This window comes from Sporosarcina sp. FSL K6-3457 (genome assembly GCF_038007285.1).
Classification (GTDB): domain Bacteria; phylum Bacillota; class Bacilli; order Bacillales_A; family Planococcaceae; genus Sporosarcina.
The window spans coordinates 3,720,789-3,737,663 of sequence record NZ_JBBOWX010000001.1 but is presented as its reverse complement, the minus strand read 5'-3'; the positions used below and the strand labels follow the sequence as shown (position 1 = coordinate 3,737,663).

General features: G+C 43.9%; 11 protein-coding genes. 8 read left to right on the top strand and 3 right to left on the bottom strand.

Features of this window, described 5'->3' with window-relative positions; translation table 11 throughout:
• Positions 1-42: 42 nt before the first annotated feature.
• From N1I80_RS18085 to N1I80_RS18075, 3 genes are all read right to left on the bottom strand, one after another.
• Positions 43-2,784 carry a DEAD/DEAH box helicase gene (locus tag N1I80_RS18085; protein WP_340739230.1) on the bottom strand — a complete coding sequence of 914 codons (2,742 nt, stop codon included), beginning with the start codon at positions 2,782-2,784 and terminating at the stop codon, positions 43-45.
• Positions 2,781-4,349 carry an SWIM zinc finger family protein gene (locus tag N1I80_RS18080; protein WP_340739229.1) on the bottom strand — a complete coding sequence of 523 codons (1,569 nt, stop codon included), beginning with the start codon at positions 4,347-4,349 and terminating at the stop codon, positions 2,781-2,783. Before N1I80_RS18080 ends, N1I80_RS18085 begins: the two co-directional genes overlap by 4 nt.
• Positions 4,350-4,421: 72 nt before the next feature.
• Complete coding sequence (locus N1I80_RS18075; protein WP_340739228.1) at positions 4,422-4,871, bottom strand: helix-turn-helix domain-containing protein; 450 nt, start codon at positions 4,869-4,871, stop codon at positions 4,422-4,424.
• A gap of 192 nt (positions 4,872-5,063) precedes the next feature.
• Here N1I80_RS18075 and N1I80_RS18070 point away from each other — a divergent pair, with 192 nt between their 5' ends.
• The 8 genes from N1I80_RS18070 (at position 5,064) to N1I80_RS18035 (ending at position 16,448) form a co-directional block, all read left to right on the top strand.
• Entirely contained in the window at positions 5,064-5,399 is a 336-nt protein-coding gene (locus N1I80_RS18070) for a hypothetical protein (protein ID WP_340739227.1), read from the top strand.
• Positions 5,400-5,505: 106 nt separating this feature from the next.
• Complete coding sequence (locus N1I80_RS18065; RefSeq protein WP_340739226.1) at positions 5,506-5,946, top strand: transcriptional regulator; 441 nt, start codon at positions 5,506-5,508, stop codon at positions 5,944-5,946.
• Positions 5,947-6,784: 838 nt separating this feature from the next.
• Complete coding sequence (locus N1I80_RS18060; protein WP_340739225.1) at positions 6,785-11,278, top strand: S8 family serine peptidase; 4,494 nt, start codon at positions 6,785-6,787, stop codon at positions 11,276-11,278.
• Between the two features lie 146 nt (positions 11,279-11,424).
• Entirely contained in the window at positions 11,425-12,042 is a 618-nt protein-coding gene (locus N1I80_RS18055; protein ID WP_340739224.1) for a 3'-5' exonuclease, read from the top strand.
• Positions 12,043-12,250: 208 nt separating this feature from the next.
• Positions 12,251-13,402 carry a polysaccharide deacetylase family protein gene (locus N1I80_RS18050; protein WP_340739223.1) on the top strand — a complete coding sequence of 384 codons (1,152 nt, stop codon included), beginning with the start codon at positions 12,251-12,253 and terminating at the stop codon, positions 13,400-13,402.
• 41 nt (positions 13,403-13,443) lie between these two features.
• Positions 13,444-14,121, top strand: coding sequence for a hypothetical protein (locus N1I80_RS18045; protein WP_340739222.1), 678 nt, complete (start codon positions 13,444-13,446; stop codon positions 14,119-14,121).
• 33 nt (positions 14,122-14,154) lie between these two features.
• Positions 14,155-15,120 carry a nuclease-related domain-containing protein gene (locus N1I80_RS18040; RefSeq protein ID WP_340739221.1) on the top strand — a complete coding sequence of 322 codons (966 nt, stop codon included), beginning with the start codon at positions 14,155-14,157 and terminating at the stop codon, positions 15,118-15,120.
• A gap of 251 nt (positions 15,121-15,371) precedes the next feature.
• On the top strand, positions 15,372-16,448 hold the full coding sequence (locus N1I80_RS18035; RefSeq protein WP_340739220.1) for a CAP and S-layer homology domain-containing protein: 1,077 nt from the start codon (positions 15,372-15,374) through the stop codon (positions 16,446-16,448).
• The last annotated feature ends 427 nt before the right edge of the window (positions 16,449-16,875 follow it).

Genomic DNA, 16,875 nt, shown 5'->3' with positions numbered 1-16,875 from the left:
GACCTCAGAGTAGTTTACATCCCTGAGGTCAGTTATATTAATTTAGCTTCTAAACGATAGCAAATCATCAAGTTCTGTGTCTGATAATTCTGTAAGCCATTGAGTTGACTGGATAAGGTCAGCAGACAGTGCCGCCTTCTCCACAAGCATTTTATCGATTTTTTCTTCAATCGTTCCAATGGTCACAAATTTATGGACATGCACAAATTTGGTCTGACCAATTCGATAGGCACGGTCAGTTGCTTGATTTTCAACAGCAGGATTCCACCAGCGATCCGCGTGTAAGACATGGTTTGCACCTGTTAAATTCAATCCAGTACCACCAGCTTTTAATGATAGGATGAAGATAGGGAATTCACCTTCCTGGAAAGCCTCTACCAGCCGATCACGTTGCCCTTTCGGCATGCTACCTGTTAAGAACGGTACATCAATCCCGTGCAGCTCAGATAGACATTGGCGAATAAGCTGCCCCATGCCGATGTATTGCGTGAAGATGAGGCATTGTTCGCCATTACCAGCAATATCAGCTGCCATTGACACAATCCTGTCTAATTTGTCGGAGCGGTTTAACATCTGCTCAGCAGGTGCGTGCGGCTCCTTCAAGAATAGGGCGGGATGATTACAAAGTTGCTTCAACCGACTAAGCATTTTCAAAATGAGCCCCTTCTTTTCAAAACCAGTTAGGGTCTGCAATTTGAATTTCGTCTCTTCCAGGAAACTTTCATAAAGAGCGGCCTGTTCGGTTGTTAGCGGGCAATATTCGTTCTGTTCAAGCTTTTTCGGTAGATTCAATTGCAAATCAGGATCGCTCTTTGTTCGGCGCAATAGGAATGGACTGATTTTGGCTCGTAGCTTTCGTTTATCCATCTCAGAATCATCACGCTCGATGGGGATGATGAAGTTATCCGTGAACTTCCGGAAATTACCGAAATAGCCTCTGTGTATAAAGTCGAAAATAGCCCATAACTCTGATAAGCGGTTTTCAATCGGCGTGCCGGTCAGCGCAATATGGTGTTTACCACGAAGCTTCCGAATGACGCGAGACTGCCTTGTCTGCATGTTCTTGATGTTCTGGGCTTCATCGAGTGTAATACTCGCGAATTCAGTATTCGCAAGCATTTCACCATCCTGTGAAGCCGTGCCATACGTTGTAAGGATAATATCAGGATTCAGTTGTCCGATGAGCTCCTTGAAACTATCATCTTTCGCACGCGATGGTCCGTAATGTGTATGGACTGATAATGTTGGAGCAAAGCGTTCAATTTCTTTTTGCCAGTTACCTAGGACACTTGTTGGACAAACAATCAATGAAGGTGTAGTTGTCTCTGTTCTTGCATGCACGTTTAGTAAATAAGTAATGAGCTGAATGGTCTTCCCAAGACCCATATCATCGGCAAGGCATGCACCAAACTGATTGTCACGCATGAAAATGAGCCAGTCATAGCCCTCCTCCTGATAAGGACGAAGCTGTGCTTGCAAATTTTCAGAAATTCCAGCAGTGGGTAGTCCTTTTTTTTCAGATAGCATATCCATATAACTACGAAGTGATTGCTGCATCGTGAAAGCGAAAAGGGGATCATCGATTTCATCATCATCTTCCAGAGGAACAATTTCTTCAGGGATATCTTGAAATAGTAAATCTTTAACGGTCCATTCTCCAGCATCCGCTCGGTCCATCAAGTCTCGGATCTTCTTCAACCAGAGTGGATCAATGTGGAACCATTCGTCGCCAGACCGAATGTATTCCCGATTTTCATCGACAAGTTTTCGGAAAGTATTTTGATCAATAGGATTACCAGCGAGCGAGAAATTCCAGTCAAAGGATAATACTTCATCTAGACCAGTGGCTGAGCGATAGGATTGCATACCTGCATTTGTACGAACCTGCATTTTTGACTCCGTTACCGATTTTAGCCATGCGGGTAAAATGACGGGATAGCCAAACGATTGCAATAAAGGAAGATCCTCCTTAATGAACGTACGCACTTCCATATCAGCCATCGTGGTGGATAAAAAGCTTTCATCTGAAACGATATCGATGGAGCCAAGAAAGGATATCATTTCGGATTGTTTTTTTACAATGTCATCTGCATAGGGCTTCCACTTAGCGGGTAATGCCTCTATTGCAGGTGCATTGACCTTTCTGGCGGTAGGCAACCAATGTGTACCGCGTTCACTAATAATAACAGACTCTAGCAACCAGTCCGTATCTGTGTCGGCAGCCGGTTCGGTCAAGCGGAAAGCGACTTGAATCGGCATCGTTGAAATGGCTTCACCAGGCCAGCCGTAAGTCCGTAAATGAGGCAACAATGAGGGAAGCAAATCAGGATGGATGACAGAGTCAGTCAGTTTGCTACGGACAGCATGGCCAATAATAATCGCAGCCTCTAACGACAAGCCAGCTTGTTTATTGTTGAAACGGATGCTGGCTCCTTCTATTTCCGCATAATTCCACAAATTTGGGTCCTTCCAGGCATCAGCAGCCTCACGGATGAAAGTAAGCTGTGCATCATCCTCGCCTGTCAGTCCTTCGAATGAAGCATAGGGGTGCAAAGTAGAAAAGGCTTGTAGCAGTTGATCTGCACGCAATTGGACTTCTTCGCCATCCGTCTGTGCAAGAAGTCCATACAATGCCCGCTCATTGTTGAAGAATAGATAAGAAATAAGTTGGTCCGGATCGACAACGAAACGGTTGTCATCGACAGCAGTCATGAAAAACAGTCCATCCTCAGTTAGGCGAATTCCAAGCCGGAAAAGGCGATTCAATGTGAATGTTCTACTCATAAGTTTAGATTCCCCTTTTCCATTTCTTCCATCAATGCTCGAAGTCTACGTTTTTTTTCGCGCACAGTATCAATGTATTGATTCCAAAAATCAGCTTTTCCACCCTTTTTAGAACCAGCTTTCATTTTCTTGAATAATTTAACGGCACGTCGATAACTATGCCGATTCTTTTCTTTTATAAAACCCATTGCATACGTATGAAGAAGAGGCATGACAGCTACTGGATCTGACGATAACGCAACTTTCAAGCCGCCTGCCTCAGCACCGTCATAGGAAACACCATATCTATGCATAAGAGCCGCCCATTCAGAAAATCGCTCACGTTCAACGAGAAAATCTGCAAAGACATCAATCCCAGATTCACCATAATGCGCAAATAAGCTTTCACGTGCCTCCTCCGGAAAGTCGGCAGCTTCAAATAACCCATCAATTTTTCGAACAAACAGCGGCCGATTGGCAAGCGTCACAGTATGATTAACATAATCGCCAATGAAGGGAAGTAATGCAGTCATTATAATAGAAAGTGACTCGATATCATCATCGCCTTCTGCAAGGTCTGCAAGCGGGAACCAGATGGCCATATTATCGAGTGATACATGACTAATCAGCTCCTCCAGTCCATCATGCTCCCCTTGTAACAGAAGGAAAAAGGCAACTAGAACTTGGGCTTCCTCAGATTGCTCTTGGCTAAGAATAGCTAACTCAGCATCCCTGGCAGAATGCGTTGGAAAAAGATGCTGCCAAAAGAGGCGATAGACGCGGAATCTCTCGGCAAATAACCCTGTATTTTCAAGTGTGAATGTACGAACGAGCTCTTTCAAACGTTCATGGAAAGCATCCGCTTCAAATAATTTAGGTTTTGCCCCAATGGCCGTCACGCTATCATGTAGTTTTCCAAGCTGTTCGGTTACCCAGTTTTGTACATACCATTTACCGTAGAAAAAGGAGGATGTCTGTCCTCCCAGATGCGTCTGAACATATGCCCAACCAGCATCCAGTACATGTAAACGATAGTAGAGTTCAAAAAGAGGCTTCCATTCCCATTCAAACGGGATAAGTGGAATCGCCTTTTGATCAATCAAAGAAGTTTCATGAATAAACACGCCTGGATTTTCTGCCATTCCAATTGTGCGCAGAGGCTGCGTTAAACGCTTTAAAACATCAATCCATGCATCGGGCGTACGTGATGAGATGGACAGCGTCATTTGCTGCGATTCAGTTCTGCGCCATTCATGAAGCCAATCCGTCAGCGAATGGAACTGTGAATAAAGGTGAAAAATGACGGCAAGCCGATGTGAACACCAACCATCGGAGCGACACGTACAATCCGCCTCCATTTGCATAAAAGAAAGGCGTACAATTTCAAGCTTTTCACCAAGTGTAGTAACTGTAATAACATCTCCAGAGGGGAGATAAGAATCGATAGCATTGTTTCGAACAAGCGCCACAGCATGACGCACTCGTAGTGCATCGCCCTCGACTCCGGGCTGTAGTGCATGTTGAATGTCATTCATAAATTCATCTATTTCACTTTCGTGTAAGTAGGAAACACGTTCTACGGTCATGTTGATGGGACCACTCCTTCAGAAAAGCATTCTTTCTATTATACCGCTTTTCGGGCCAGACCGGAAATGATGTTATTCCGTATCCTCCTCTTTTGCGTGTTTATGGATTAAAGTTAATAAGGCTTTGTTAGAATTAAGGAAAATACGTCGATCCTTTTCAGTTAACAAAGATGCCAGAGAAACAAATTCGCGTAGTTCAGAACTCTCTTCAAATAGTTGCCGATGCCTATCGATAAAACTGTTCATATATCGTTCCTGTACTTCAGACGTTTTGGCAGGCTGCGTCATCTTGAAATCCCTGACAGATTTCAAGGGTGTTCCCAATACCATCGCAAGAAAATAGTCATCTGGAACGGCAAACGTTTCTTTCACGATAGGCAACAGGTCATTCGGAAATCCCCGTTCATTCCTTTCATAATTAGACAAAGCAGCAGGATCTATTTTTAGTTGATGCGCCGCTTCAAGTTGTTTCATACGTAAATACTCTTCCCGATATTCCTTAAATTGTTTCCCGAAATGCATAGTAACATCCCTCTCTTTTTTCCCAACCGTATAGAAGAATAGAGCGGAATTTAATAAAACCAACAATATGTAGATTAAAATTTAATAATTGTTGGTTTGTAATGAATATTGGGGATTTATTGGTAAAATAGTGATTATAAATAATCATGCGCGGCGTTAATACTTATGGCGCTGTTAAGGAGGAATGAAATATTGGAGGAATTAACTTTGTACGTACCTAATTTAAAACAACAGTTTGATAAAAGGGAAGAATTGCAGCATAACATTACACTACTATCATCATCAGTTTTAAACACTAACTATATAAAGGAAGAACGAAAGCTATATCTCAGCTCAGTACAATTCGGAACGCTAGCATTCCAGATAGTGCTCTTAGATTTTGAACAAAATAGGGTTACATTTAAGAGAAAAAAAGATTTGCCCGGAGATCTATATGAAGGGCTATCTGAATTATTAACTTCATTAAAACTAGATTTTAAACCGATACAACTATCATTTGTCATGCATAGACCTATTAAACAAAATTAAAGAACTAGAATGGCGGATGCAAGAAGAGAACGGAAACGTTCACAAAAACGTCACAGATGTGATAGAATAGTAATAATCGAAATATTCAATACTAGGAGGGAGAAAGATGCTATCCGTACAGCGTATGACGCCATTTTTCACAAGCCAGGAAGATTTTCGCCTTCGTTTAGTATTTGCTTATCAATATTTCTCCATCATCAAAGGAGGAGAAGTATTTCAATTCGTGCCGTCAGAAGGTAAAGAAATCGTCATCAATATGAAAAGCTTACAAGTTGAGAATCTAGGGGAAGTATTTGTCTTCCAACGGGGCAACCGCTTTATTCGACTGCCGCTTTACCAATTGCTGCTGATATCAGATCTCCACATGCATTTGACGACCATTCTGGAAGGAACATTAGATATGGAAACAGAAATGCCGGAAGTAGTTAAACTCGAAGCAATTGGTATCCTCGAACAATTAGAAGCAGATAACAGATTGCGTATGATCGACTACGCATTGGAAACAAATAATCTATCAATGTTCAATGAATTGACGGAAGGACTGTAGGACAATTGAAAAGCAGAATGTAAAAAACACCAGTCGTTATAGCGTAACGATCGGTGTTTTTTGTGATTTTCAGCTAGTAATAAAGTAAAGAGCTACAACGAAAACGGTTGAGCCTGTCAATCCGAATAGAAAATCCTGCCACGTTACTCCATAATTTTCTTCCTCTTTCATAACAATCCGCCCCTTTGTCGATTTCCCGGGAAATAAGTTGAAGTATATTTCCTGATGAATCGGTCCTTGCCAGAAGGATAGACAAAAAGACCGTTTCTTAAACAATATCTAGTGATTGATAAAAGGAAATTTAACTTGATTCAGCAGAAGTCTCCCACTTCTAAAGGGGAGAAATTTAGTTCCATTTCTCCTCAGTGGCGGGATGAACGCCAGAAAAGCATTTCAATCAGAGGGAGTTCAAACTCCCTGTTAATTCAAGTTAAGCCTCCGACGTACAGGACGTGGCGTTTTTGTCGGCCGGCGGATGTTAGGGATTTTGAGGGGAGTTAATTGTGCTGTGCACAATTCAAAATCCCAACGCAATTACGCCGAGGCGCAATTGATAAATCAGACTCGACTTCATGGCGTTATAGGTAGAGAGCCCCTTGCAACTCCATTTTGCTGTCAGTATATGTGGAGTGTCACGGAACTATGCCTATAATTGATTCACTGTCGGCAAACTAGGCAACACTCCTGCCGAACCTAGCAACTGTTGAACGAATATAACTCTTTTTATCTCTAAAAAATAATTTCTAATTATTTGTTCTAAGTCTAGTTGTCCCCGCATAAGATTAAGGTATCGCACAATTTTCATGAGTGCAGAATAGTAGAAAAGGGGAAATGAGAATTGAAGCACAATAAGTTTACTCCATTTTTCAGTGCAATTCTTGCATTGGTAATGGTTTTATCACTGCTAGCACCGTTATCGGCAGCAGCAAATGTGGATGAAACGCAGCCATTCAAAACGGCTAATCCGAATGAAAGCACGATGCAACTGAAAGCAGCAATTGTGGAGCAATTACATTTGTTGGAGGGTGGACCTACTCTACACAAAGACTTGCAGGATTTATCGGGGGATACAGAAGTAGCAGTTATTGTTCATTTATCTGAAAAACCTGTGGCACTTGAACAAGGAATTCAAGAGTTGGCAGGAAGGAAATTTACTAGCCAACAAGCAACAGCAGTAGAAGCGCAAGTACAAGCACAGCAAATACGTATTAAAAAAACGATGAATGTAAAAAACATATCTCATACAGAGGGGTTTGCTTACAATACAGTACTCAACGGTTTTTCAGCAACAGTAAAAGCATCTGACCTCGACGAGCTCTTGGACATTCAAGGTGTCACATTGATCGAGCCTGATACAGAAGTTTACGCATTTGAAGATTCGTTAGGAAGTATTGATGGACAAGTAGATTCAGCGATGGATACGAGTATTTCATTCTTAGGTATTGAAAAGCTTTGGGCTGAAGGCATTCAAGGACAAGGTATTAAAGTTGCTGTTCTCGATACGGGAATCGATAAAGATCACCCCGACTTCGCTGGTATTTATAAGGGCGGCAAGAACTTTATTCCGAATTCAGCAACTTACACAAGAACGCGGGCAGACAATGATGCTTCAGAAACATCGCCAGTAGAACGACCAGCAACAGCACCTGAATTTGATGAGAGAGGAAGCTCCTTCTATACATCTCATGGTACGCACGTTGCAGGTACAATTGCAGCAATTGGAGCGAATCCATACAATGTTAAAGGGATTGCACCGAAGGTAGATCTATATGCTTATCGTGTTCTTGGCGCATATGGCAGCGGTTCTACATCAGGAATCATCGCGGCGATAGAAGAATCCGTAAAACAAGAAATGGATGTTATTAACCTATCGCTAGGCGGGGGAGCAAACTCCGAAACTGACGGTGGCTCATTTGCTATCAATAATGCAATGATGGCAGGTACAATCGCAGTAGTGGCAACAGGAAATGCGGGCCCAAACCGTGGGACAATGGGAACGCCATCGACGGCACGCCTAGGAATCGCAGTAGGGAATACAACAAATCCAGAAGCGCATTATGATAGCAACGTAAATATAGTAGTAGGAGATTATCAGCTATCCAAAAAAGTGAATTTGATGGGGACTACATTTGGGGTAGATATAGCGACACAACTTGCAGGTGAATTTGAAGTAGTAGCAGTACCTGGAGTAGGCGCTAGCACGGACTACAACGGGCTCGATGTAGACGGAAAAGTAGCACTTGTCTCACGTGGTGAAATTGCATTCGTCGACAAAATTGAACATGCAAGAACGGCAGGTGCAGTGGCGATACTTGTCCATAACATGGCAGGAGGCACAAATGCACCAAATGCATCAGGGACATTTTTAGGAGATGCATTTGAATTCATCCCAGCTTATGATTTGTCACAAACAGACGGAGAAGCTATTCGTGCAGCTCTTCAAAACGGACAAGGAACAGTAGTATTCAGTAACTTTAACAAAACAATGACGATTGGTGACGAGGTAAACGACTCAAGCTCTCGTGGCCCATCTACGCCTAACTTTGATATTAAACCAGACGTAAGTGCGCCTGGCACGAATATCATGTCCACAATTCCGATGTATAAAGCAGATTTTCCAGATGTAACTTATGAAGAAGCCTTCACACGGAAAACAGGTACGTCAATGGCAACACCACATATTGCCGGGATTGCAGCACTTGTTAAACAAGCGAATCCAGACTGGAATGCGTTTGATGTGAAAGTGGCACTATCCAACAGTGCCAAATTGTTAAACACGACGAACTATGATGTCATGGCTCAAGGAGCGGGACGCGTAGAGGCTTATGCAGCAGCACATCCGACAATCCTTGCGTATGCAATTGATGAGGCAGTATTGAATGCAGCGGGTGACATTGGTGAAAACGTGAAAGGAACAGTTACATTCGGTCCCCAATCCCTCAAAGACGGCAATATCTCCGTCACCAAAGATATTCTCGTCAAGGACATCAAAGGGATTGGTGGAAATTACGATGTAACAGTGGATGTGACAAAATCCTTCGGAGATGCCCAAGTAACGGTCGACCAATCATCATTCACATTGAATGGCGAACAATTGTTGAAAGTGACACTTACTGCTTCGGAAAATGACAATGTAGGCGCAGGCTCTGAAATTCTTGGTTACATCAAAGTCAACGGTGAGGGTACTGAGGTTTCATTGCCATTCGCGGCGGACTTTAGTAAAGCAGCAGGTACGGAACTGCAAGACATGGCGATTACAGAAACCGATCTATCCTTCAACGGAGACGGTATTAAAGATTCGGCTGTTCTGACGTTCAAAATTACAGGCGATGTCAAAACGAACTACATCGAACTGTGGGATATTATGAATCCAGCTGGCGGTGAGTATGGTGATGGCTACATCGGCTACTTGCACGCAGCTAATGCACTCGCGGCTGGCTCATACAAATTGGATATTAAAGGGAATTACAAACCGTGGGCGGCGAGTGCACCACAAACGACTATTCCTGATGGCTTATATACAATCGACTTCACAGCTGAAACAGCTTCTGGCAATCCGCCACTCATTGGCGACTATGTCGGACCCATTGTGGTGAAATCAACAGCAGGTACAATTGAAGGAAAAGTGACTGACACAACAGCAACCGGTAAAATCATCGACAAATATGTTGATTATCAAGCCGAACTTGTCAACTACGGCCTCGGCTATGACATCAACACGAAATTGAACGCCACATTTGAAGTGCTAGAAAATAGCGTCGTCAAATCATCAGGTGATGTAAAACTTGCACAAGATGGAACTTTCTCCTTTGACATTGGTACGTGGAATAAAAACACAGACACTGTCAAAGTGAAATATAGCGATGCTGCAGGCAACAAGGCAGAAAAGATTCTAGAAAAAGGTGCAACAGAACCTGTCACTTACGCAGTTAATAAAACCAGCTTGACACTAGGTGTTGATCAGCAAGAGCAACTGATTGTCACTGAAACCACAATCCAACCAGATGGTACGGTGATAGACAAAGATGTCACAGCAAAAGGAACCTATAGTAGCGCCAATAGCAAAATCGCAACGGTTAAAAAAGGTCTTGTCACAGCAAAAGCAGTTGGGAAAACGCAAGTGCTTGTCAATATTCCAAACCAAGAAACCATCTACGTCGACCTAGAAGTGACGAAAAAAGCGCAAGACATCGTCACATATACTGTGGACAAAACAAACATGAACCTTCAAGTAGGTCAACAGCAACAGCTAAAAGTAACCGAAATAACGACCAAGCCGAATGGTCAAATCATCAACAAAGACATCACAAATGCAACAAAATTCAACGTAGCTAACAACCAAATCGCAACAGTCCAAAAAGGTCTTGTCACAGCAAAAGCAGCTGGAAAAACACAAGTGCGTGTCATGATTCCAGACCAAGAACTAATCCTTGTCTACCTTGAAGTAACAGAAGTACAGCAAGATATCGTCACCTATTCGGCCAATAAAAACGAATTCGTACTGACAGTTGGTCAACCAGAACAACTAAAAGTTACTAAAACAACAACAAAACCAAACGGCCAGATCATTACTGAAGACATCACAGCATCGGGATCTTACAATGTAGTCAACAACAAAGTGGCAACCATTAAAAAAGGGCTCATCACACCATTGATGCCAGGCAGTACACAAGCACGTATCATGATTCCAAATGCAGAAACACTTCTTGTGTACATTAACGTAGTTGAAGAACAGAAAGATACCGTTACGTATTCAGTCAATGTCTCGGAGTTAAAACTAACGGTCGGCCAAGAAGGTCAAATCATAGTTACTGAAACAACACAGACACCAGCGGGACAAAAATTTACAAAAGACATTACAGGCATATCAAGTTTTAGCGTCGTCAACAACAAAATTGCGACGGTAAGAAAAGGTATTGTCACGGCACATACAGTCGGGCAAACACAAGTCAATGTTAAAATTCCTGGTCAAGCTACACAATTCGTTTATCTTGAAGTAGTAGAAGTACCAAAAGATATCGTTACGTATTCAATCGACACAACGAACATCACACTCAAAGTGGGGGAGCAACAGCAATTGACAGTCATCGAAACTACAACCAAACCAGATGGCTCAATCACAGAGAAAAATGTAACAACAGACACAAAATTTAAATCATCACACCCAAAAGTGGTCACGCTGAACAAAGGTCTTGTGACAGCAGTCGGACCGGGTATATCAGTCATTACCGTGACACATCCAAACTTCACGACCACCGTTTATGCAACAGTTGAATCGGCAGTGCAAGGAGATCAACTGCAGCCGGTAGAAGAAACCTACATCGCAGATTAATTTCACACTAATAGGGAATCCTTGGATAATTCACAAGGGGATTCCCTATTTTTTTATTAAAAAGGGGATAAACTTTGTAGTTAAGGGTATGAAGCAGTATAAGTAGAATAAACAAACGGATTTTTCCGTAAAAAGGAAGTGTACCTATGACAGACTTAAATGCTAAAGCAATTGAATTGCTTTATAGAAAATCAACGGAACAAAATTGGGGGGCAAGAAGAGCGACAAAAAACAAAAGATATAGGACGTCATCCGCAGCTGTCCAAGACTATGTCGTCCTTGATTTTGAAACGACAGGTCTTCGTGCCGGCGCAGATCAAATTATCCAAATTGGTGCTGTCAAATATGTAAAACACGAATTGACGGACATACTAAATACAATAGTCAATCCACAACGGCATATTCCGGTCGCAGTAACACAACTTACAGGTATTTCAAACGACATGGCTAAATCTGCCCCAACCATTGAACAGAAAATTGAAGAACTGCTTGATTTCATCGGAGATTTACCAATCATCGCTCATAATGCGTCATTTGATATGGGGTTTCTCTACGCAATCGAAAACCGGGCTGATGTGAGCATTCCTGAATATACCGTTATCGATACGGTGAAACTTGCTCGAAAAATAATCACTGAAACACCTAATCACAAATTGACAACACTCACAAACTTTTTGCAGCTTGAACACGATGCCCATGATGCACTCGGAGACTGCCTCGCTACTGCAGCCATCTACCAATATTGCACAAATAGGCATGAATAAGATTCTAAAGCATAAAATGCCAAGTCAGCTATTCTTATCTGAATTCAGCGGAAGACTCCCATCTTTATAAGTGGTAAGATGAATGCAGTTTGAGTACGAGACACTTTGGTTGTGTGCCTTCATTTCTGCAAAAGCGCAGAAATACGGCAAATCGAACCCTTCGCCGTTCGATTTGCTATGATAGAATGTAGCGAATGGGGTGGGTAGTGTGAAGAAAATAGTATTTGCAATGTGTACGATGCTGGCAATTAGTCTTGTTTTCAGTGCGTCGCTCAGTAAAGCGGCAGATAAAAAACAGACGCATCACGTCGGACTCCATGATCGACTACTGGACTTCACAGAGGTGCGTGTTATTGACAACGATATGAAAGTACCGCTCGATGAAATTGCCAAAGTATTGTACATCCCGGTAGAGCAAGAAAGCAACATGACGTACATCCGAAAACGCGGTATAGAAATCAGTTATAACGAGGTCACGCAACAAATAGTGAAAGATGGTGTAGAACTCAGTTGGGTGCCAATCGTCGATGTCGATGGAAAACTCTTCATTAGCGTAAAATACATTGCGCGGGAAATTGGATTCAAAACGGAATATTTCCAAAAACAACAAACGTTACGCATCTATCGCGACGACTATGCACATATAAGCCATACCGAATACGAAAAAAAAATTCAGCAACTGTTGGAAAAATCAAAGACGGTTGTATCACCAATAAAACCTAGCCAGAAATCAGCGGTAAACGTCTATTTAACATTTGACGATGGTCCAAATCAATTTACAACAATCAACAACAAAACACTAAAAAAATACAACGCCCAAGGCACATTTTTCTTCCTTGGCAAACATATGAAAAACAACGAAAATATCGTCAAAGCAGTCGCTGACGAAGGCCATTACATCGGCACACACAGCATGACGCACGACAAAAATAAGGTATACAAATCTTCAACAGCCTTCATCAATGAAATGAACGAAGGAACAAAACTCATCCTTCAAATGACAGGCCAAGACGCCAAACTACTGCGCGTTCCATACGGTAGCAAACCACACGTCACACCTGCCATGCAACAACAACTCAACAAACACAACTACAAAATGTGGGACTGGGACGTAGACTCCAACGACTGGAAATACACCGACAAACAAGCAGACAAAATCACCAAAAACGTCCGTACCGGCGTAGAAAAAGCCTACAAATCAGGTGACCGTGACATCATCATTCTACTCCACGACCGCAGCCAAACAACAAAAGCCCTTCCACAAATCATCGAATGGCTCCAACAAGAAGGCTACACCATCAAAACATACGAACCAACCCAACACATCATCCAAAACTTCCTACAGGATACAACACTCTAACCCAAAACCGCCGAAAGGCGGTTTTTGTGTGGGGTGCATGAATGCGTTTGTTCTTCGCGCGCAATGTCATGTCTCCCGCGCGCAATGTGATGTCACCTGCGCGCAATGTCATGTCTCCCGCGCGCAATGTGATGTCACCTGCGCGCAATGTCATGTCTCCTGCGCGCAATGTCATGTCACCCGCGCGCAATGTGGTGTCACCCGCGCGCAACGTCATGTCACCCGCGCGCAATGTCATGTCTCCTGCGCGCAATGTCATGTCTCCTGCGCGCAATGTCATGTCTCCTGCGCGCAATGTGATGTCTCCCGCGCGCAATGTGATGTCTCCCGCGCGCAATGTGATGTCTCCCGCGCGCAATGTGATGTCTCCCGCGCGCAATGTGATGTCTCCTGCGCGCAATGTCATGTCTCTCGCGCGCAATGTGATGTCTCCCGCGCGCAATGTGATGTCTCCTGCGCGCAATGTCATGTCTCCTGCGCGCAATGTCATGTCTCCTGCGCGCAATGTCATGTCTCCTGCGCGCAATGTCATGTCTCCTGCGCGCAATGTCATGTCTCCTGCGCGCAATGTGATGTCACCCGCGCGCAACGGCATGTCTCTCACGCGCAACGCCGTGTCTCTCACGCGCAACGCCGTGTCCCCACACGCAACATCCACCATTTCGCGCGCAATACACCATCAAATTACAACTTTCAACCAAACTCTTCTAATTGAGTAAGTAAATTGGTACACTATGCTCGAGGTGATAGATATGTTATACAAAAAACGGAAAATGCCGAACAAACTAAAAGGGTTAATTTCACTCGACAAACGCTTGCCGAACGATCATGAAAAACGACACTATATTTCAGAAGAACTCTACAACAGAAAAGCAGGCTACGGAGGAGAACAGCAATACGACAAATGCATGACCGAATTCAAACCCGCCTATCCCCACGCGATTTTACACGATGTTTGCCTAAAGCAAGACGGCGTCTATTTCCAAATGGACTCCATCCTCATAACCCCAGCATTCATCGCAATCTCTGAAGTGAAAAACATCGCAGGCAAAATCATCATTACGTCAAACCCGACCCAATTCATCCGCGTACTCCCTTCAGGAGAAAGAAAAGTATTGAAAAGTCCAATTGTCGAACTCGAGCGTAAACAATTCTTCCTTTTCAACTGGCTCAAACAAAGAAGCATCACACTCCCCATTACCGGAGTCGTCGTTTTCGCTTACAACAATGAACTAGTCATAGAGCAAATCCCTGAAACCAAAATCCTATTTGCCTACGAAGCTCCGTCCTATTTCAGAACATTACCCATAAACAAAGACAGCCTTACCAACAAAGACATCCAAAATCTAGCCTTCGAATTAATAAAAAACCACCAAGAGTACACACCATTCCCGATGGCGATAACAACTAACATCCAACCCGCAAAAATTAAACCAGGCGTCATTTGCCCACAATGCACCCAATTCAGCATGATATGGGAAATGAAAAAATGGACATGTCTACATTGTAAACACACAGGAATCCACGAACATAAAGCGGCTATCGAAGATTGGTTCATACTTATCAATAACAAACTAACAAACCGCGAATTCCGTTACTTCACACAAATAGAGGATAGAAACGTCGCCAGAAGACTGCTAGCCAAATCGGACCTGGTCTTGCAAGGTAATCGGAACACTGCATATTATGCAAGGAAAAAAGACCAATCACCAACATAAAAAAACGCTCCATACCTCCAGGAGCGTTCTCACCATAATCAAACCACCTAGTCCAAATAAGGAAGCAATTTCCCTAGTGGTACTTTATGCTCGTCTATACTCTAAATAAAAACCTCCAAAACATCCCGAAACACCCCGCAATCCCTATAACCTTCTAACCAGAAAACAAGTATACTCAAACAACAAGCTAGAATACTAAAAAACGGGTATACAAAAAACAAACCCATTAGCACCTAAGGAGGCGCATCATCATGAAAAAACACATCACTACCATTCTTCTCTCAACGACACTACTATTCACGGCATACACATCTGCACAAGCTGCAACATTCACGGACGTTCCCGCATCACATTGGGCGCACGAAGCCATCAACGACATATCGAACCGTGGCCTGATCAACGGCTATCCAGACGGAACTTATCGTCTCAACGAACCCGTTACTCGCGCGCAAGCTGCAAAAATCGTCGCACTGGCCATTAACGCAAAGCCATCCGCCGCATTCAAGCCGCGCTTTCAAGACGTTAGCCTAGCTCACGGATCATACGACCATATTCGCGCGCTCACAGAACTCGGCATCTTCACCAACGAAGACAAGTTCCAGCCAAACAAGCCACTCACACGCGCAGAAATGTCGAAAATGTTTGCACTTGGCTACAAAATCATCATCGACGACAATGACCAAATTCAATTCAATGACGTCGCCAAGCAAAATCATTACCACGGCTACATCACAGCACTCGCTGAACTCGGCATCACCACAACACCAGCAGGCGGCGCATTCAAACCGAACGACAACGTATCACGTGCCCATATGGCCGCATTCCTGCACCGCACAATGGAATTCGACAATGCGCGTGCAAAAGGCACCATCACTTACGACAAAGAAGCCCGCATGTACATCGACAAAGCGACCGTCAAAAACGTAACGAACGTCAGCAACACCGACGACAAAGCACTCAAAACCATCACCCTTGTCAATGAACAGCGGACACAACTAGGCGGCACAGCATTCACACACGATAAAGAACTATCCAAAGTCGCCCAAGCAAAAGCGCAAGACATGGCAAAAAACGATTACTTTGCCCACATATCACCAACATACGGCTCCACTAGCCAACTGCTCGATGCATTCAACTACAAGTGGACAGCATACGGTGAAAACATTGCCACAGGCCAACTAACACCTGAAGCAGTCGTCAAAGACTGGATGGATTCGCCAACCCATCGTGCCAATATCGTCAATAACAAATTCACCCACATCGGCACAGGCTACGCAACCGACGCCAGCGGCACAACGTACTGGGTTCACGAATTTTCACGGAAATAACGTATTACTCGCAATACGTTAGTCCAAGCGCGCAATAAGATAGCCCTGGCGCGCAACACGTTAGCTCAAGCGCGCAATACGCTAGCCCTGGCGCGCAACACGTTAGCTCAAGCGCGCAATACGCTAGCCCTGGCGCGCAACACGTTAGCCCTGGCGCGCAACACGTTAGCCCTGGCGCGCAACACGTTAGCCCAAGCGCGCAATACGCTAGCCCAAGCGCGCAATACGCTAGCCCTGGCGCGCAACACGTTAGCCCAAGCGCGCAATACGCTAGCCCTGGCGCGCAACACGTTAGCCCTGGCGCGCAACACGTTAGCCCTGGCGCGCAACACGCTAGCCCTGGCGCGCAACACGTTAGCCCTGGCGCGCAATAAGCTAGCCCAAGCGCGCAACAATTCTCCCTAACTACGTATCACCCCCTCCAAAT

Bases quoted from the DNA above. Each gene is read 5' to 3' on its own strand.
- N1I80_RS18035 (WP_340739220.1), top strand. From the start codon at position 15,372: ATGAAAAAACACATCACTACCATTCTTCTCTCAACGACACTACTATTC.
- N1I80_RS18055 (WP_340739224.1), top strand. From the start codon at position 11,425: ATGACAGACTTAAATGCTAAAGCAATTGAATTGCTTTATAGAAAATCA.
- N1I80_RS18075 (WP_340739228.1), bottom strand. From the start codon at position 4,871: ATGCATTTCGGGAAACAATTTAAGGAATATCGGGAAGAGTATTTACGT.
- N1I80_RS18080 (WP_340739229.1), bottom strand. From the start codon at position 4,349: ATGACCGTAGAACGTGTTTCCTACTTACACGAAAGTGAAATAGATGAA.
- N1I80_RS18085 (WP_340739230.1), bottom strand. From the start codon at position 2,784: ATGAGTAGAACATTCACATTGAATCGCCTTTTCCGGCTTGGAATTCGC.
- N1I80_RS18040 (WP_340739221.1), top strand. From the start codon at position 14,155: ATGTTATACAAAAAACGGAAAATGCCGAACAAACTAAAAGGGTTAATT.
- N1I80_RS18045 (WP_340739222.1), top strand. From the start codon at position 13,444: ATGCGTTTGTTCTTCGCGCGCAATGTCATGTCTCCCGCGCGCAATGTG.
- N1I80_RS18065 (WP_340739226.1), top strand. From the start codon at position 5,506: ATGCTATCCGTACAGCGTATGACGCCATTTTTCACAAGCCAGGAAGAT.